Annotated in this window: 26 protein-coding genes; all 26 read left to right on the forward strand. The window is 30.2% G+C overall.

The window, feature by feature from the left end:
- Positions 1-164: 164 nt before the first annotated feature.
- On the forward strand, positions 165-1,001 hold the full coding sequence (locus IO99_RS00495; RefSeq protein WP_035128979.1) for a PIN domain-containing protein: 837 nt from the start codon (positions 165-167) through the stop codon (positions 999-1,001).
- Positions 1,002-1,186: 185 nt separating this feature from the next.
- Complete coding sequence (locus IO99_RS00500) at positions 1,187-1,588, forward strand: RusA family crossover junction endodeoxyribonuclease (protein WP_035128982.1); 402 nt, start codon at positions 1,187-1,189, stop codon at positions 1,586-1,588.
- Between the two features lie 164 nt (positions 1,589-1,752).
- The gene (locus IO99_RS00505; protein WP_051823790.1) at positions 1,753-2,100 is read left to right on the forward strand and encodes a hypothetical protein; all 348 of its coding nucleotides are present in this window, start codon (positions 1,753-1,755) and stop codon (positions 2,098-2,100) included.
- A gap of 192 nt (positions 2,101-2,292) precedes the next feature.
- A complete protein-coding gene (locus IO99_RS00510; RefSeq protein WP_051823791.1) occupies positions 2,293-2,838 on the forward strand; it encodes a DUF4365 domain-containing protein in 546 nt (181 codons plus the stop codon).
- Positions 2,838-4,016 (forward strand): hypothetical protein, encoded by a 1,179-nt coding sequence (locus IO99_RS00515; protein WP_035128984.1) that lies wholly within the window; start codon positions 2,838-2,840, stop codon positions 4,014-4,016. The genes IO99_RS00510 and IO99_RS00515 overlap by 1 nt, the downstream gene beginning before the upstream one ends.
- An 88-nt stretch (positions 4,017-4,104) precedes the next feature.
- Positions 4,105-4,998, forward strand: coding sequence for a hypothetical protein (locus IO99_RS00520; RefSeq protein WP_156964255.1), 894 nt, complete (start codon positions 4,105-4,107; stop codon positions 4,996-4,998).
- A gap of 176 nt (positions 4,999-5,174) precedes the next feature.
- On the forward strand, positions 5,175-5,414 hold the full coding sequence (locus tag IO99_RS00525) for a hypothetical protein (RefSeq protein WP_035128991.1): 240 nt from the start codon (positions 5,175-5,177) through the stop codon (positions 5,412-5,414).
- Complete coding sequence (locus IO99_RS00530) at positions 5,407-5,796, forward strand: terminase small subunit (RefSeq protein WP_035128994.1); 390 nt, start codon at positions 5,407-5,409, stop codon at positions 5,794-5,796. The genes IO99_RS00525 and IO99_RS00530 overlap by 8 nt, the downstream gene beginning before the upstream one ends.
- Complete coding sequence (locus tag IO99_RS00535) at positions 5,789-7,051, forward strand: PBSX family phage terminase large subunit (RefSeq protein ID WP_035128997.1); 1,263 nt, start codon at positions 5,789-5,791, stop codon at positions 7,049-7,051. Before IO99_RS00530 ends, IO99_RS00535 begins: the two co-directional genes overlap by 8 nt.
- A 14-nt stretch (positions 7,052-7,065) precedes the next feature.
- Positions 7,066-8,505, forward strand: coding sequence for a phage portal protein (locus IO99_RS00540; RefSeq protein ID WP_035128999.1), 1,440 nt, complete (start codon positions 7,066-7,068; stop codon positions 8,503-8,505).
- Positions 8,495-10,024 carry a minor capsid protein gene (locus tag IO99_RS00545; protein ID WP_035129002.1) on the forward strand — a complete coding sequence of 510 codons (1,530 nt, stop codon included), beginning with the start codon at positions 8,495-8,497 and terminating at the stop codon, positions 10,022-10,024. Before IO99_RS00540 ends, IO99_RS00545 begins: the two co-directional genes overlap by 11 nt.
- Positions 10,017-10,283, forward strand: a complete 267-nt coding sequence (locus IO99_RS00550) for a hypothetical protein (RefSeq protein ID WP_035129005.1) — start codon at positions 10,017-10,019, stop codon at positions 10,281-10,283. The genes IO99_RS00545 and IO99_RS00550 overlap by 8 nt, the downstream gene beginning before the upstream one ends.
- A gap of 37 nt (positions 10,284-10,320) precedes the next feature.
- Complete coding sequence (locus tag IO99_RS00555) at positions 10,321-10,623, forward strand: hypothetical protein (protein ID WP_051823792.1); 303 nt, start codon at positions 10,321-10,323, stop codon at positions 10,621-10,623.
- A gap of 19 nt (positions 10,624-10,642) precedes the next feature.
- Positions 10,643-10,996, forward strand: a complete 354-nt coding sequence (locus IO99_RS00560) for an Acb2/Tad1 domain-containing protein (RefSeq protein ID WP_035129008.1) — start codon at positions 10,643-10,645, stop codon at positions 10,994-10,996.
- Between the two features lie 129 nt (positions 10,997-11,125).
- A complete protein-coding gene (locus IO99_RS00565) occupies positions 11,126-11,665 on the forward strand; it encodes a phage scaffolding protein (protein ID WP_051823793.1) in 540 nt (179 codons plus the stop codon).
- Between the two features lie 20 nt (positions 11,666-11,685).
- Positions 11,686-12,675 carry a major capsid protein gene (locus tag IO99_RS00570; RefSeq protein WP_035129011.1) on the forward strand — a complete coding sequence of 330 codons (990 nt, stop codon included), beginning with the start codon at positions 11,686-11,688 and terminating at the stop codon, positions 12,673-12,675.
- A gap of 12 nt (positions 12,676-12,687) precedes the next feature.
- Positions 12,688-12,981 (forward strand): Rho termination factor N-terminal domain-containing protein, encoded by a 294-nt coding sequence (locus IO99_RS00575; protein WP_035129014.1) that lies wholly within the window; start codon positions 12,688-12,690, stop codon positions 12,979-12,981.
- Positions 12,982-12,985: 4 nt separating this feature from the next.
- Positions 12,986-13,312 (forward strand): phage head-tail connector protein, encoded by a 327-nt coding sequence (locus tag IO99_RS00580; protein ID WP_035129017.1) that lies wholly within the window; start codon positions 12,986-12,988, stop codon positions 13,310-13,312.
- A gap of 13 nt (positions 13,313-13,325) precedes the next feature.
- A complete protein-coding gene (locus IO99_RS00585) occupies positions 13,326-13,667 on the forward strand; it encodes a hypothetical protein (protein WP_035129021.1) in 342 nt (113 codons plus the stop codon).
- The gene (locus IO99_RS00590) at positions 13,667-14,077 is read left to right on the forward strand and encodes an HK97 gp10 family phage protein (RefSeq protein WP_035129024.1); all 411 of its coding nucleotides are present in this window, start codon (positions 13,667-13,669) and stop codon (positions 14,075-14,077) included. The genes IO99_RS00585 and IO99_RS00590 overlap by 1 nt, the downstream gene beginning before the upstream one ends.
- Complete coding sequence (locus tag IO99_RS00595) at positions 14,067-14,480, forward strand: phage tail terminator family protein (protein ID WP_035129026.1); 414 nt, start codon at positions 14,067-14,069, stop codon at positions 14,478-14,480. Before IO99_RS00590 ends, IO99_RS00595 begins: the two co-directional genes overlap by 11 nt.
- A 1-nt stretch (position 14,481) precedes the next feature.
- Complete coding sequence (locus tag IO99_RS00600; protein WP_035129029.1) at positions 14,482-15,774, forward strand: phage tail sheath family protein; 1,293 nt, start codon at positions 14,482-14,484, stop codon at positions 15,772-15,774.
- A 16-nt stretch (positions 15,775-15,790) separates the two neighbouring features.
- On the forward strand, positions 15,791-16,267 hold the full coding sequence (locus tag IO99_RS00605; RefSeq protein ID WP_035129033.1) for a phage tail tube protein: 477 nt from the start codon (positions 15,791-15,793) through the stop codon (positions 16,265-16,267).
- Positions 16,268-16,380: 113 nt separating this feature from the next.
- On the forward strand, positions 16,381-16,791 hold the full coding sequence (locus tag IO99_RS00610) for a phage tail assembly chaperone (RefSeq protein ID WP_035129036.1): 411 nt from the start codon (positions 16,381-16,383) through the stop codon (positions 16,789-16,791).
- 14 nt (positions 16,792-16,805) lie between these two features.
- Positions 16,806-16,997 carry a hypothetical protein gene (locus IO99_RS00615; RefSeq protein ID WP_035129039.1) on the forward strand — a complete coding sequence of 64 codons (192 nt, stop codon included), beginning with the start codon at positions 16,806-16,808 and terminating at the stop codon, positions 16,995-16,997.
- Position 16,998: 1 nt separating this feature from the next.
- Entirely contained in the window at positions 16,999-18,864 is a 1,866-nt protein-coding gene (locus tag IO99_RS00620; RefSeq protein WP_035129041.1) for a tape measure protein, read from the forward strand.
- Position 18,865: the final 1 nt, after the last annotated feature.

An 18,865-nucleotide genomic window follows, 5' to 3' on the forward strand; every position in this document is an offset into this window, starting at 1 on the left:
AAATTGAATAGTATGGTATTGAAAATTGATTGTTTTATCTCTTAAATCATATAAATATTTTTAAATTTTGATAATGCTTTTATATTTTATATTTTATATAATAAATGTTATAATTTTATTCATAACAATAGTAAATGTTAGAATAATTATTGATGAGGTGAAATATGTATTACTTAATTATAGATACATGTGTATGGTTAAATATAGGTAAGGATATTATAAATACAGAAGTTATTGATCAATTGACTAACTTTGTAAAAAGTGACAAAGTACGTATAATATTACCTGACATAGTTAAAAATGAGTGGGACAAGCATAAACAAGATAAAATTATTGATTTAAATAAAAAATCAGTACAAGGTAAATTAAAAAATGTTAAAGAACTTTTAGTTTTAGTGGAAGAAGATAAACAAAAAATTATTGAAGATTTACTGAAGTCAAAAGTTGAAGTAGAAAATGAAGTAGAAAAAAAAGCTAAAGAATTAATTAGAAAGATTGAAGCATTATTTAGCTATCCAACTACTAAAAGAATTTGTCCAAACAAAGAAGTAGCAACTGAAGTTGTTGAATGGGGACTTATGAAAAAAGCTCCACATCATAAAAAAAGTAGTATGGCTGATACATTGTTACTATTAAATTCGATATATTATATAAAGAAGCACTCATTAAGAAATGTGATATTTGTAACAGCCAATAAAGAAGATTTTAGTAGTATTAGCAATCCTAAAATAATCCATGAAGATTTAAAAATGAAATTTGAAGAAAATAAAATAAGTTATTTCATTAATATTGGTGAGGCTCTAAATAAAATTGAAAGAGATGCTATTAGCGATGAAGTAGTAAATAAAATAGAAAAGCTTTCAGATATAATGATATGCTATAGATGTGGTGGCAATATGGATGATGGGGCCTATAAAATGTCTCAATATGGTGGGTTAACATTTCAGTATACTTGCTGTGCTTGCGGAGCTAGATTTGATACTGGAGAATATTTTGATTAACACTTATATATTTTAGTAATGATTACATTTGAATTATTAATTTAATAACAATACCGTACTATTCAGAGATAAATATGCGGTATTTTTTTATTCAAATTTAATGAAATAAAGAAGGAAATAAGTTATGAAGTTAATAGAGTTTTTAGAGAAATATATATTTGTTAGTAATGATGCGGAGGGAAAAGATGATAGTAGTCGAAGGAAAGATAAAAGGTAAAGCTAGACCAAGAGTATTTAATGGACATGCTATGACTCCAAAGGATACAGTTAACTATGAGAATTGGGTAAGAATTAATTACAGGGAGCAAGATGGAAAATACTTAGATGGACCAATTAAAGCTAGAATAACAGCCTATTACCCAATAATGAGTAGTTATTCTAAAAAGAGAATAAAGTCAATAAAGGAAGGAGTAGAATATCCAACTAAAAAGCCAGATGGAGATAATATTGCAAAGATAATTTTAGATAGTTTGAATGGAATAGCATTTAAGGATGATAGCCAAGTTATAGAACTTACTATACTTAAGAGATATACAGAAGAACTGGAGAGAGTCGAGTTTGAACTGGAGGAGATAAGACTTGAATAAAGAACTATTTAGAAAGACAGAAGGTAAGCTATATAGCTATTTTAGAGAAAAAAAAAGAACTTAATGATATCAGAGTTAGAATAGATCAGTTAGAGAAACAAATTGAATCTATAGAATATGATATTAAAAATACTAATATTAAGATAGACTATTATCAACCAGGGATGGGAATTAATGAAAGAGTACAAACAAGTACTAATAGTACAAGCTATGCAGAGAATGAAATAATGAGAGCTATAGGAAAACTAGAAGAAGAAAGAGCTATAAAGATAAGAAATTTATTTAAACTTAAAGCTAAGCTTAGAGATACAGAAAGCTTTATAACTCATATGGAACAGAATTTAAAAGACTTAAGTCAAGAAAATAAAAAGTTTATAGAGCTTAAATATAGAGATGAGATGAATGTTAATATTATAGCTGAAAGATTAAATATTGCTACAGCTACGGCTTACAGAATGAGGGATGACTTAGTGGAAGATATAGCAAAGCATGAAGGGAGTTTTCTATATTAAAATCTGAGAAAAAAATGAGAAAAAAACGAGAATATATAGAGAGTTATAGATGTTATAATTATATTGTAAAAGAAAGTTGAATTCCCCATAAACCCCAATAAAAAAGGCGCTTATGAAAATAGGTGCCTTTTTTATGCATAATATTGTAATAATATTCAATATATTATACAATTCAGTAAGAGGGGGATTAAAATGGGAAATATAGAAAGTACTATAGAATATATTGAAGATACAATAACAGAACAACATATTAAAGAAGGAATAAGCAAAGAGTATGTAAAAGCAATAGCTTATTATACTGGTTTAAATATAAAAGAATATGAATATGATTATGGTATAGATGGAACTTTTTCAGGTGTAAAAGTAAGAGATGGTAGGATTGTATCAAATGGGTTTAATTTAGATTTTCAATTAAAAGCTTCAGTAAATGTTGTAGAAGAGGGAGATGCAGTTAAATATAATTTAGAAGCAAAAAATTATAATGATTTAGTAGATGAAGAGACAGGAACTCCAAGAATTCTAATATTATATAAATTGCCTAGAGATAAAGAAACATGGATTAATGTGAATAAGGATAAAACAATATTTAATTGCTGTGCATGGTGGTGTTATTTACGTGGTAAAGAACCAACAAATAATAAAGAAAAAAAGACAATAAGGATTCCTAAAAATCAGCAGTTTGATGAAAAGTCGTTGAAACAACTGATGAATCAAGTAATGAGAGGGGAGTTAATATAATGATTAATAATATTAATTTGAAAAATATTACTGTTGATTCTCTTCGAAATTATTTAAAAAATGATGGGTGGAAATTAGACGAAAGTTTTCCGAATAAAAAAGTGTTTCTTTACAAGAAGAAATTAGATGATGATACTTTTTCTATAACAGTTCCTGCTAGTAGTAATTTTAAGGATTATTCAATTAGAGTCAATGATATTATTGAATTATTATCAGAGTTATACGGAAAAAGCTCTAATATTATAACTGAAAGAATATTAAACAATAGTGGTGATTTATATGTTATTGATAATAAAGAAATAGAGGAAATAAAAAATGATAAGGATATAATGAGTTTCAGGATTATGTCTAAGGAATGTGAAAATGGAAGTATACCATTGGAGTATGGTGCAAATATAGTTGAAGGATTAAAAAAATTAATTTTATCAGCTATATTTAGTGAAGAGAATCCTAGACCATATTTTTTTAGACCGAGTAGAGATACACATATTGAGTTATCAAGGTATAAATTAGCGCAAACTGAAGTAGGCAGCTATATATTTAATATAGAAATAGAAAATGATTATGCAAATCAAATTGAATTTGATAATACTGGTATAATACAGGATATATCGCATCAAAGGAAGGTAATAAAAAGAATTCAAAATGGGATACAAAAGGTTATACAAGTAAGAGACAATGGTAATACTGAAGAACTTTTTAAGACTGGGTATAAGAGTGGATTAAATGCAAATATGTGTGATGCATTACTAAGTTTAAAAAATGAAGATAATGATTTAAGTATTGAATCTACAGTTAAATGGTCAAATAAGTTACCACAACCTTATGGTATAGTAGATAAAGTTGTTTTAAAAAATGATGATTTTTATATTATAAAGAATATATCTGAAAAGTACAAAGAGAATAAGCCAATGAATACTGAGGTAAAAGGTAAGATTACAAGACTAAGTAATAACAAAAACTCACAGGGGATATCAATAGAAAGAAATATAGTTATTAAGGGAAAAGTAGATGGTAAGGATAGAAGAATTAAAGTTGACTTAAATGATTATGATTACATGGATGCATGTGAAGCTCATAAAAAGGATCTTGAAATATCAGTAAAAGGGGAACTAACAAAGAACGGAAAAAATTGGCTCATTGACAATTATAAAGAATTTAAGGTTTTCGATAAATAGACTGTTAAGAGACACTTATAGAAATATAGGTGTCTTTTATTGTTATATTTTAGAAAGTATTGTAAAATTATTATGGGGTGATAATGATATGGATAGAATTAAAAGGTGGTTTAAAAAGAAATTTTCCAAAAAATATATAAAAGAACTACTTAACAAGATAAATTTTACTAAATTTACATGGGTAGTAGTTATAGCATTTATAGTTGGATTAAGCTTGATTTTTTATGGTAATATAGAAAAATTTTTCACGATAAAATTAATAGGTATAATTTTAATGTTAGTTGACTTGATTTTGGGAGTTATTGAATTATTTTTATATCAATTAAAATTTATTATAGATGATATAGATAAAATGTTTCTTTTTATTTCATTTGGTATAACTTATATATGTTTAATAATAGGTTATGCAACTTTAACAGATAAAATAGTATCTGGTTTTCCTGAATATAGAGAAGAATTAACAGAATTATTTATTTATTCATTTACAGGTCTGGTTCCAGCAATAATAACTGTAATAGCTACGTATCTTGCAGCAATACATGGCGGTAAAAAAGCTATGGAAGCAACTGAGAAACAACTAGATGCACAAGCTGATAAGGAAAAAGATAGATTGAAGAAAAGCAGGAGTATTGCTATAAGAATAATAGTTAAACTTCTTAAGGAAGAAATAGAGGACAATGTAAACTATTTGAAAAAGGCACAACTTTTAGAGAAAAAAAATATATACAAGAGTAATCATGAATATGCTGCAATAAAACGATATTTAAAATTTGTAGATTATGATAATGTCAAGTATGAAATTATAAAATATTGTGATGAAGATATCGTAGAAGAAGTTATAGATATATATGAAATTTTTCGTATATTTGCAAGGCATGATAATTTAAACGAAATAGATGGAAAAGAATTTAAAAAAATAACTAAATTAGAACAAAAATATAATAGTTTTTTAAAAACAATAGAAAGCAAGGAATCTTATTAGCTTAGTTTTTTAAAATTCATATGTAATATATTGTGTATCATATGGGCAAGTATACTATATATAGAAAGTGAGGCAGGATTATGGCTGATAAACCAGATCCATGGGATAATAATTAATAACTAAGGAACTCTAGTAATTTAGGGTTCTTTTTATTTTACAGAAAGTGAGGTGGCATTATGGCTAAAGTACAATCATTAATAAATAAAATAACCAAGGCATTGAAAGCAAAAGGCTGGATGCCACTGATAAATCATGAACAATTTTATGGTGATGATGGACAGCCTATTACTAAATATATAGTTCACTATGGAAAGCCTAGAGGAAAAGAAAATGATGTTGTAGATATAGTATATAGTAAAGTAGACTTGCTAAAGGTACTCATAGAAATACTTAGGGCAGGTGATAGTAATGGATAAAATGACACCTAAGCAAAAGGCATTTGTAGATTACTATATAGAACTAGGGAATGCTACAGAGGCTTATATAAGAGCGGGATATAACAAGAAAGGTGCTAGAGCTAATTCATCAAGACTGATAGCAAATGATAGCATAAAACAATATATAGATGAACGATTAAAAGAAATAGAGGATAAACGTATAGCAAAAGGAGAAGAGGTTCTTCAATATCTCACAAAGGTAATGAGAGGAGAAGAAAAGGACCAATTCGGATTAGATGCTTCATTGCAAGATAGAACAAAGGCAGCTGAATTGTTAGGTAAGAGATACAGGTTATTTACTGAGAATATTAAGGTTGAAGGAAATCAACAAGTTCAGATAGTAGATGATATAGATGATTAAGGTTAAGTTAAAGAGTATAATAGCTTCAAGTTTTTATGAAGTGCATAAAGATATTAAACAAGGACTTCACACTCACTATTGGTTTAAAGGTGGTAGAGGTAGTACGAAGTCCTCTTTTATTTCTATAGAAATTGTCTTAGGTATAATGAAGGATGCACAACAAGGAATTATGTCTAATGCATTAGTATTAAGAAGAGTAAAGGATACTCTATCAGAATCAGTAAGAGACCAGATTAAATGGGCAATAGATACATTAGGTGTAAGTGATGAATGGCATGTACCAGAAGCGAAACTAACAATAACTTATAAACCTACTGGACAAGTAATAAGATTTAAAGGTGCTGATAATCCTAAGAAAGTTAAGTCTACTAAAGTACCTAAGGGATATATTAAGTATCTTTGGTATGAAGAGGTTGATGAGTTTGAAAGCAAGAGTAAAATAGATACAATTAATCAATCTATTTTAAGAGGTGGACCTAAATTTTGTGTATTCTATTCATTTAACCCTCCTGAAAGTCAAAGGAATTGGTGTAACCAGGAAGTAGTAGAGAAGAGAAAAGATAAATATATACATCATAGTGATTACAGAAGTGTTCCTAAAGAATGGCTAGGTGAACAGTTCATAATTGAAGCAGAGCATATGAAGAAAGTTAATCCAACTAAGTATGAGCATGATTACTTAGGAGCAGTTACTGGAACTGGTGGAGAGGTATTTAGAAACTTAACTATAAGAGAAATATCAGACGAAGAAATAAAGATATTTGATAGATTAAAGAATGGATTAGACTTTGGTTATGCTGCTGATCCATTAGCTTATATGTTAATGCACTATGATAAGACTAGAAAGAGATTATATATATTTGGTGAAATATATAAGATTCAATTAAGTAATAGTAAAGCGGTACAAGAAATTAAGAAGTTAAATCCACTTAATAAAAGAGTTACTGCTGATAGTGCAGAGCCTAGAACAATAAGTGAATTTAAAAGATTAGGATTAAATATTATAGGTGCAAAGAAAGGACCAGACTCAGTAGAGCATGGTCTTAAATTTTTGTCTGAAGAAATAGAAGAGATAATAATAGATCCTGTAAGGTGCCCTAATGCTAAAAGAGAATTTGTAGGGTATGAAATAGAAAAAGATAAAGAAGGTAATTTAAAAGGAGAGTATCCAGATAAAAACAACCATACTATTGATGCTGTTAGATATGGTATGGAGGACGAAATTAGAGGAAGTAGTATGTCAGTATTAAAATAAGAAAGGAGATAATCATGGGATTTTTAAGTAATATAATAAAGCCAGCTAGTCAGCCTATGAGTAAAGAGGATGTAATACATACTTATATACAAGACTTTGAGAGTAGCAAAACTAGAAAAGATATGCTTACAGGTGAAAAGTACTATAAAAATGAGAATGATATTAATGAAAGAAAGCTATATAAGTATGTAAATGAGTCTAAGGTGGAGGATACAGAAAGGCCCAATAATAAACTATCTCATAGTTTCGCTAAGTTGTTAGTAGATGAGAAGGTGAATTATTTATTAGGTAAGTCTCCGATTATAGCTGCAGATGACGAGAAGTTCCAGGAGAAACTTATAGAAATACTAGATGATGAATTTGACGATACTATACAGGAGATAGGAATAGAAAGCTCTAACAAAGGTATAGCATGGCTACAGCCTTATATAGATGAAGAAGGAAGTTTAAAGTTTGAAAAACATGATAGTGAAAAGATTATTCCAGTATGGAAGGAAAGTTCACACAAGACGCTTGAAGCTATCATAAGGGTTTACTATGTTGAAACATATGAGGGAAAAGAGAGAAAAGATGTAAAGAAAGTAGAGTATTGGACTAAAGATGATGTAACATACTACACATATTTTAATGGGTCAATGATACCTGATGTTGAAGCTCCAGGAGAGGGTGAACCAATTGGACATTTTAAAATAAATAATGGTTCAGAATATAAAGGATGGGGCAGAGTTCCTTTTATACCTTTTAAGAATAATACTAGAGAGCTTAATGACCTAACTTATTTTAAATCATTAATAGATGACTACGATAAAAATACCTCGGATACATCTAACACATTAGATGATATTGCGAGGTTTGTTTATATCCTTAAGAATTATGGAGGTACTGATTTAGGTGAGTTCTTAAATGATTTAAAGCTATATAAAGCAATAAAGGTTGATACTGATGGTGGAGTTGATAAGTTAAGTCCAGATATAGAAATAGATGCAGTAGAGAAGCATCTAGATAGAATAAAAAAAGATGTCTATATATTTGGTCAAGGTGTAGACATGGATACTGATAAGTTTGGTAATAGTCCAAGTGGTATAGCTCTTCAATTCTTATACTCTGCATTAGATTTAAAATGTGATCAGATGGAAAGAAAGTTTAAGAAGGCCTTTAAATATATATTTTGGTTTATAGCTGAGTATTTCAAAACAATAAATCAAGGAACTTATGATCCTAAAAAGGCTAAAGTAACTTTTGTAAGAAGTATGATAATAAATGAAACGGATACTATAACTAATATTAGAAACTCAAAAGGTATAGTATCTGATAAGACACTTCTTGAACACCACCCATATGTTGGAGATGTAGATGAAGAAGAGAGTAGAAAAAAAGAAGAAAGAAAAAATTCACTTGAGCCTGATCTAGACTTTGGTAATAGAAATAGTGGAAGTGAAGTAGATGAAGAATAGTGAGTACTGGAAACAAAGGCAAGAAGCAAAGTTCTTAAAATCTGAAAAAGATATTATTGAGTTTCATAATGGTTTAGTAAAGTCTTTTAGGAGAGCTAAAAAAAGTATTCATAGTGTAATCAATAATTTCTATATTCGATATGCTGATAATAATGAATTGACCTATGATGTGGCAATGGAAGAACTAAACTTTGATGAGCTTAAAGAACTAAAGGATGAGCTTGGAAAGTTTAAGGCATTAGCTTTAGATTCTATAGGAGAGTTTAATCTAGAGTTAGAGAATATGTCTATGAGAGCGAGAATAACAAGATATCAGGCATTAGAAATGCAGATAGATGCTATATTAAATAATCTCTATGATATTGATTATGAAGCATATGGAACAGATAAATTTATAGAGATATACAAGGACCAATATTATAGAACTATATTTAATATAGAACAATATAAAGGCTTTCATAGTGAGTTTGCACAGATAAGTAATAGAGCTGTAGAAGAATTGATAAACTATCCATTTAGTGGGGCTTCATATAGTGATAGGCTATGGAGACAAAAGGATGATTTGATTTTCAAGTTAAAAGATAGTCTAATGGATACTATTATAAAAGGAACTAACCCTAAAGAGTTATCAGAAGGGTTTGCTCACCATTTTGGTAATAAAGAGCATGAAGCATATAGATTACTACAGATGGAAAATGCTTTTATAGTTGAACAGGCCACACTTAAAGGATATAGTGAGGATGGAATAGAAAAATATGAAATACTAGCTACATTAGATTTAAAGACCTCTGATATATGTAGAAGGCAGGATGGAAAGATATATGATGTTAAGAAAGCTCTAACAGGAGTAAACTCTCCACCATTTCATTGGTTTTGTAGGACAACTACTATTCCTCATATACAAGATGATGAAGCCGGAAAAAGAATAGCAAGAAACCCGATAACAGGAAAAAATTATACTGTACCTGCTGAAATGAAGTATGAACAATGGTATAATAAGTATGTAGCTAATGATCCTAAAGCACTAGCAGAAGAAAAGAAGATAAAGAATAGATATAGTGATAAGAAACAACATACTTTATATAAAGAAGTACTGGGGAAAGAAAGCCCTAAATCTTTTGTGGACTTCCAGGAATTAAAGTATAATGATAGTAAGTCATGGAATATAAAACAAAGGGAATACTCTACTATTGATTCTATAAATAATAAAGAGTGGTCTGATACTTATAAAGAGAAAATTAAGTCAACTTATTATAATTTTAGAAAAGAAAATATTGAATTATCTTGGCATGGTGCTCAAAGATTCGTTGATAGAAATGTATCTAAAAATGGAGTTGTTAGATTTACTAAAGAAGATATAATAAATATATTTGATAAAAGACCTAATTATATACAACCTGATGGTAGATTAGTTAACTATGAAAATAATATAGCTATTATTAGAAATAGTGAAACAAACGAAATTGTTAGTATCGTATGTAGGAATAATCCAAAGGAGGAGTGGAGAAAGAATGATTAAAAAGGTTCTTGATATAATTGAAACATATTTAGATGGAAAATATGAAGAAGATGAAAATTATCCATTTTATCTTGAGTTAGAAACTGAATTATTACTTGATAATTATGATGAAATGTATCAAGAGGATAGGAAAGTTACAGAGTTATTAAATGAAGAAATTCCAGATATTTGTGCAGCGGTTGGAGAAATAGACGTTGAGGAATTTAAAAGACTTTTAAGAATTGAATTTTTAAAAGCTAAAGAATTATATAACAAATAGTAAGCACTTACTTAAATAAAGAGTAGGTGCTTTTATTATGTTTAAAAGCGAGATGATAAACATAGCTAATTTAAGTAAAATAGATAGTAGATGTGAGAAATGTAAGCATAAAGATAGTTGCAATAATAAAAGAATGGTGGCTTATAAATTGGATGAAATGCCTAAGATTAATATGAAAAGTGCAACTATTCCTAACAATCAACCTTTAACACAGCCTTTGTCTATAAAACATACTCCTATAACAGTAAAGATGGGTGAGTATGGAACTATTCACACTAGTTTAGAAGAGGTTGTAGAAAATCTAAATAGAAAATTATATAAAGGGTTTAATTACGTTTAAATTTAAGGAGGAAAAGAAAATGATTAAATTAAACACTATTCAAAAAAGAGAGAAGTTAAATGAGGTTTTTATACATGATGAGAAGGGAAATGGGGGAGCAAACCATGTGTATATAATAAAAGGTAATTCTGATGTACATCTTCCTATTGAATTTCAAAATGGGGCTAGAAATACAGAAGGAAGTAAATCAGGTGTAATTGACTCTGATTTGTTAGAAATAGTAAGACATAGACTTCAATGTTTCCAAGCTGGACCATTTAGTTCAGAGTATAATGCAAAGGCTTTAGAGCATATAGAAATTGCACTAATGTATATGAATAGAAGGGTAGAAGATAGAATTGAAAGAAATGTACTAGGGACAAATAATAAGTAATTAAAGTCTTAGGAAACTAAGGCTTTTTATTATGCTTAAAATCGGTCAGAAGATTAGACCTAAAATAGTCAATTCGTGGTGGATAGTAACACACCTAAAACTACTTAATACGAAAGGAGATTTTATATCATGAAAACAGAGTTTTTAAAAGAGCTAGGATTAACAGAAGAACAAATTAAATCTGTTATGGCTGAGAATGGGAAGGACGTTGAAGCAGAAAAGGAAAAAGTAAAGAATGCTACAACAGAGTTAGAAGGTACCAAAACTCAATTATCAGAAGCCAATAAGACAATTACAGATTTAAAGAAAAGCAATGGTGATAATGAAACATTACAAACAAAGGTCAAAGAGTATGAAAAAGCAATAGCAGACCAAAAGGCTGAGAATATCAGAATACAAAAAGAGTCAGCTATAAAGGTAGCTCTTAAAGGTGCAGGGTGTACTGATGAAGATTACTTTATGTTTAAGCACAAAGATAAGATTGAGTTTGATGAAAATAACACTCCTAAGAATTTAGATTCAATTATATCTACAGAAAAGGAAGGTAAATCTTTATTATTTAGCAGTACTGTAATTGGTACTCCTCCTATAGATGGGAAGAGTGATCCAACACCACAAGCACCAACAGATTTAAAAAGTGCATTAGCACAAAGATATGAAAATAAATAGTAGAGGAAAGGTGATATATAATGGCAATAACATTAGCAGAAGCAAAAGTATCAATGGCAGACAAAGTTGACCAGATGGTTGTAGACGAGTTTAGAAGGAGTTCTTTATTATTAGATAGTTTAATATTTGATGATGCGGTTTCTCCAGGTACAGGAGGAAGTACTTTAACTTATGGATACACTAGACTATTAACTCCAGCTACAGCAGGATTTAGAGCAATAAACAGTGAATATGCTCCACAAGAAGCAAAGAGAAAAAAGGAAAGCGTAGATTTAAAAATATTTGGAGGATCATTCCAACTAGATAGAGTTATAGCAAATACTTCAGGAGCAGTAGATGAGGTTGACTTTCAACTCAAGGAGAAAATCTTAGCAGCAAGTAACTTATTTCATTACACAGTTATTAATGGGGATAGTGCTACAGATAGTAAATCATTTGATGGATTAGACAAGGCTTTAGTTGGAACAGATACAGAAATTAATACTGATGCATTCATAGACTTATCTTCAAGTGGAGCTATAGATACTAATTATAAAGAGTTCTTAGATTTACTTGATTCTTTCTTATCTGAATTAGCTGGTAAGCCTACTATGTTAATGGGAAATTCTAAATTAATGACAAAGATAAGATCCGTAGCAAGAAGAGCTGGTTATCTAACCCAATCAGAAGATGCCTTTGGAAGAAAAGTAGATGCTTATGATGGAATACCTCTTATGGACTTAGGATATTACACAAATGGGGCTAACACAAGTCCAACAGTTAAGATTGCAGATACAAGAAAACCAGACGGTTCAACTATTGTTACAGGTCTAACAGACTTATTTGCAGCTACTATTGATATAGGAGGTTTCCATGGAGTAACCGTTAAAGGTGATAAGATGATTAACACATATCTTCCTAACTTAACTGCACCAGGAGCAGTAAAAACAGGTGAAGTTGAAATGGTAGCTGCTATAGCATTAAAGAACTCTAGAAAAGCTGGAGTACTAAGAAATATAAAAGTAAAATAGGAGGCGTATTTTATGAAATATAAAATAACTACTCCAGAAGAAGGATACACTGGTATTATTGCTGGTGTATCCTTTGCTAATGGAGTAGGAGAAACAGAAAGTAATTGGTTAGTTAATTGGTTTACTGAAAAAGACTATGGAGTAGCAGAAATTGCAGAAGGTGAAACTAAACAAGAAGTCACAAAAGAAACTCTTAATTTATCTGAATTAAACTCAAATGAATTAAAGTACCTAGCCAAAGAAAGAGGAATACGGGGTTATTCTTCTTTAAATAAAGAGGAACTTATAAAGGTTTTAGAGGAATAAGGTTATGATAGAAGAAATAAAAGCATTATTAGGAATTACTGACAATAGTAAAGATGTATTGATTAATTATTATGTTAAAAGTATTAGTAATGAAATAATGAGCTATTGTAACATAAAACAAGTTCCTACAGAACTAGAAACCTTTATACAGAACAAAGTAATTAGTATCTTAAGGTACGAAGATAATGAATATAGAGGAGTTAAAAGTATATCTGAAGGAGATACAAAGCTTGAGTTTGCAATAGAAAATAACGGAGCTGATACTCTAACTTATTCAATAAATGATTCAGATAAGAAGATTTTGAGGAATTTTAGAAGGTTAAAGTTTTAAGGAGGGAATATTATTGAATGGTTCAATATTAGCAAAACTCCATAAAGATAAAATGACTATACTTAGGTATGAGGAAGTTAAAGTTAATGGCATAACTAGGATGCAAGATGTTGAAAAGTATATAGATGTCCCTTGTAGGCTATCTAAAGAGAAATTAAGTGGTATAAGTGATGAAAATACACCAATATTAACAATAGCCCATAAAGTCTTTACCGGTCCTAATGTGGATGTTTTAAAAGGTGATAAGCTAGTAATTAAACAAAAGAGTGGTAGGATATATACCTTTAAAGCAGGAGAAAGCTTTCCATATTCAGCCCATATAGAAATAGATGTACAGAAGGAAGAGACTGCATAATGGGAAGTAATGCAAGAAGAAATAAAGCCGCAATAGATCAATATAGAAAAGAACTCGAATCTATGGTTAAGGATATTAAAGAGATAGATAAAAAGGTATTAAACAAATCCTTAAATATTGGACTTAGAGAGGTTAAAAGAATAACTCCTGTAAAATCAGGGCATATGAGAGAAAATTGGTTTACTAATCCAGTTAAAGAATCTTATGATGGGGTTTCAAAAGAACTGTTTAATATTGCTGATTACGCCTCATATGTTAATTATGGACACAGAATTGTAAGTAATGGAAAGACAAAAGGGTTTGTAAAAGGAAAATTCATTCTTGAAATAGCTATAACTAAAGTTGATAAAGCAATGGTAGAAGAGTTCAAGAAAGCTGTAGAAGAGGTGAATAGGAAACATGGTAAATAGTATTAATGATGAAGTAAAGAATAAATTATTAAGTTTATATCCAGGTATAACTATATATGATGAGAAGGTGCCACAGAAATTTAAAACACCTTCTTTTTTTATATCTATTTATGACCAAGACTATGAGAAAAAACTTAATACAAAGTATGGATCAACTATAAGTTATGATGTCTCCTATTTTCCTAATGAAGAATATAACAAAAACAATGAAATGTATTTAGTGCAAGAAAACTTATTAAGGGAATTTAGGGATTTAGGTACATTTAGAGCTCTTAACATTAAAGCTAATATTACAGATGATGTACTTCATATCATGTTTGATGTTAAATATTCAGAAGCATTAATTATAGACGGTATAAAGATGAACAATTTAGATACTAATACAGAAATTAAGGAGGTATAGCATGGGAGGAACATGGATCAAACAAGATAAGATATTACCTGGTGCTTATATCAATATATTAGGAGAAACACCACTATCTATTGATATAGGCAGTAGAGGTGTAGTAGCTTTACCAATAGAACTTGATTGGGGAGTGAAAGGTCAGATTAATAAAATAAAGAATGATAGTGATACTCTAAGTACCTTGGGTTATAGAGTTGACGACATAATAGCACTTAGAGAAATATTTAAAAATGCTATTGAGGTATTGGTTTGTAAAACAAACTCTGGAACAAAAGCTGAAGGACAAGTGGTAACAGGTGTTACTGCTACAGCTATATGTGAAGGATTAAGAGGAAATGATATAAATATTGTAGTTCAAGAATCAGGAAGTGAGTTCGACTTCATTACTTATATAGATGGTGAAATGGTAGATAAACAAACTATAACTACATTTGAAGAGTTTAAGGATAATGATTATGTAAGTTTATCAGGTACAGGAGTTATAGGAGCAGCTACTATTAAATTATCTGGAGGGGAAACAACTTCAACGAGTCAAGAAGAATATAAAGCATGTTTAGAGTCTATTAAAACCTATAATTTTAATACCCTTTGTTATGGTGGGGATAACTCAAGTGTAAAATCAGATATTGAAAAATATATAAGAAGTCTTAGGGAGAATGAAGGAGTTAAAGTCCAGGCTGTTGTTTCTAATTACTCTTGTGATTATGAAGGAATCATAATCGTGGGAAATGGAGTTGTTTTAGAAGATGGGACAGAATTAACTCCTAGTCAGACTTGTTACTGGGTAGCAGGTGCTACAGCAGGAGCAAATTTAAATCAATCTAATACGGGTAAAGTATATCAAGGGGCTATAGATGTGGTTCCTAGATTACTTAAGGAAGGTATGGAAACAAAGACACTAGAGGGAAAGATGGTATTTAAGGTTGATAATAATCAAAGAGTTACCTTAGTTTACGATATAAATTCTTTAACTACTTTTGGTGAAAAAAAGAAAAAGTCATTAAGGAAGAATAGAGTTATAAGGACTCTAGACAATATGGCAAATGATATATCTAATATATGGGAATATGGATATAAAGGCAAGATAGATAATAATGAGTCAGGAAGAACACTTTACAGAGGGGATTTAGTAGAATACTGTAAAAACCTACAAAAGTTAAATGCTATTGAAAACTTTACACCAGAGGATATAACTGTAGGACCTGGTACTGACAGTGACGCTATGGTAGTTAGAACTGGGGTTGAAGTAGTAGACTCTGCTGAAAAATTATATATGACTATATTAGTATAGGAGGGACAATAAATCTATGAGTAATAATCATGTTAGGTTAAAGGATACTATATCCTCTAAGGAAGGAAAGGCCTTTATAACCATAGATGGACAAAATAGAGAATTATTTGAGATATCAGCACTTAAAGCACAACTAGATTTAATTGTGCAAGCAAAGCCAATGTTAGGTCATAGAATGACTCAACATAAAGTAGTTGGTGCAGAAGGTACAGGCTCTATGACAATGTATTTTATGAACTCAGATATGTTAAGAATGGCAATTAAGTATATTAAAGATGGGACTTTGCCAGATATCAAATTACAAATAACTAATGAGGATCATCAATCAACAATAGGAAAGCAAACAATAATGCTTTTAGGAGTATTATTTGCTACGATTCCAGTTACTAACCTTGATGATTCAAGTGATGACCCTATAACAATAGACACAGATTTTACTTTTGATGATATTGAAGGATTAGATTTCTTTGACTTACCTTCAAACTATAGATAGTCGTGGATACAATAGTATTTCAATTATTTAAGTTATCAATATCAGCAACAGCCTTATTCTTAGGGATAGGGCTTTCTTTAACAATATTAATATGTATAATGGAGGAATATTTTATGGAAAGAAATTTAAGTGCATTTTTAAACCCTATAAAAATAGAAAATGAGTTTGTGGTGGTATCAAATAGATTTAAGGATGAAAAAGGAGTTCCAATTTCATGGGAAATTAGAGCTATCATGTCAGAAGAAAATGATATTCTTATGAAAAAACATACTAGAAGAGATAAGAAAACTAAACAAGAAATCTTTGATAGAGCTGCTTACGTAAATGACCTTGTAGCTTCTGCTGTAGTATTCCCGGATTTAAAAAATGCAGAGTTACAAAAGGGTTATGGAGTTATGGGAGAAGTAAGTTTATTGTCTAAAATGTTATCTTTAGGTGAATTTACTACTCTTAGTGGAGCAGTTCAGAAATTATCTGGATTGGAGGAAGAGGATGAAACTAAAATAGAAGAGATAAAAAACTAATAGAGGAGGGTGAAGTGGATTATGTTATAGCCCATTTCGCTCTCCAAAAGTTACATTTACTACCCTCGCAAATAGTCAATCTTCCAAAAGAAGAAAAGATATTTGTATATGCGTCAATTATAAAAAGAATTGAGGCAGAAAAAGAAGAACAAGATAAGATTAAAAAGAAAGCTCAATCTACTGGAAGGGGAAGGAGGAAGAGATAGCATGCCTACTTTAAATGCAATGTTTAAACTTACAGATAAATATACTAAAACACTTAATCTTATGGATGCAGGAAATAGAAGGTTCGGCAATTCTATCTTAGGAACTTCAACAAAGGTAGATAGTTTTAACAATAAGTTATCTAATCAAAGCGGGGCTAATTCATTCATAAATGGTATAAAAAGAATGACAGCAGCAGTGGGTGGATTTATGGCTATTAAACAAGGTACGGCCATAAGTGATGATTATATGAATACCAGAGCTAGAATAGACATGATGAATGATGGTCTACAGACCACTGCTAAGTTACAGGATAATATTTTTGTAGCAGCAGAAAGGTCTAGAGGTGCTTACTTAGACATGCAGAAGGCAGTAGCTAAGATTGGAATGATGGCAGGGGATGCTTTTAGTTCTTCGCAAGAGATAGTTGATTTTACTGAATTAATTCAGAAGTCATTTAAAGTTGGTGGTGCAAGCAAAGTAGAACAACAGTCCGGAATGCTTCAACTAACTCAAGCCTTATCTTCAGGGAAATTACAAGGTGATGAACTTAGAAGTATTTCAGAAAATGCACCTATGATAACACAAGCTATTTCTAAATATTTAGGGGTAACTAAAGGTGAACTTAAACAATTAGGAGCTGATGGAGAACTTACAGCTGATATTATTAAAAATGCTATGTTTGGTATGGCTAATGATATAAATGGTAAATTTGAAACTATTCCTATGACCTGGTCTGATATAGGAACTTCTATAAAAAATCATGCAATAAAGTCTTTTGAAGAAGTTATAGAGAAATCTAATGCTTTAATTAATACAGCAGGCTTTCAATCATTTGTAACAGGAGTTAAAGGAGCCATAGATATATTAGCTCAAGGGTTTTTATGGGTAGTACAAATTATATCATTTTTAGGCCAAGCTATAGTAGATAATTGGAACATAATCCAACCTCTATTATTAGCGGCAGCATTTGTATTAATACCTTTACTTATAAAACAACTATGGGCAATGGTTCCACCTATATGGTCTGCAGCTATAGGATTTTTAATTGCTCAGTGGCCAATACTTTTATTGATAGCAATAGTAGGTATATTAATATATGTACTCATGCAGTTTGGAGTAACTACGGATCAAATAGTTGGAGCAGTTACCGGTTCTTTTATGATGATGTTTGCAATAATCTATAATGGATTTGCATGGTGCTATAACATAGTAGCCTCTTTTGCAGAGTTCTTTGCGAATATCTTTATAGATCCTGTATATGCTGTGAAGAAACTATTTTGGGATTTAGCTTTATATGTAAATGAGATTTTCACTTCAATAGCACAGCAAGTTGAAAATATGCTTAATGCCATTCCAGGAATTTCAGTAGATTTAACTTCAGGTATGAATAATACAATATCCTACATTGAGGGTAAAATAGCTGATTTAAGATCAGATAAAAAGGTAGTAAAACTAGATCGTATGGAATATAAAAACCTTAATGATTCATTTAATAAAGGATATAATTGGGGTTCGAATGCTATTAAAGGAATGTCTACAGGAGGTATAGGAAAACCTGAAATACCTGGGGGAATTGGTGCTATGGGTGATATGGGTAAATATATGAATAATGGAGCTTTACCTGTTACTAATGGTAAAGGGGGAAGTGCTGGAAGCTTAAATGTATCTATAGATAAGGAAGATATTAAGTATTTAAAAGATATAGCAGACAGAGATTATATGCTTAAATATACTCAAGCAACTCTTGCACCTAATGTTCAGATATCTTTTGGTGATGTAAAAGAAACAGCAGATGCTAATAAATTAGTTGGTATCATAGAGAAAATATTAAGAGAAGAAATAGCAGTTGTGGCAGAGGGGGTTTAAG

It is taken from the genome of Clostridium sulfidigenes (assembly GCF_000732635.1).
In the GTDB taxonomy this organism is placed as follows: domain Bacteria; phylum Bacillota; class Clostridia; order Clostridiales; family Clostridiaceae; genus Clostridium_J; species Clostridium_J sulfidigenes.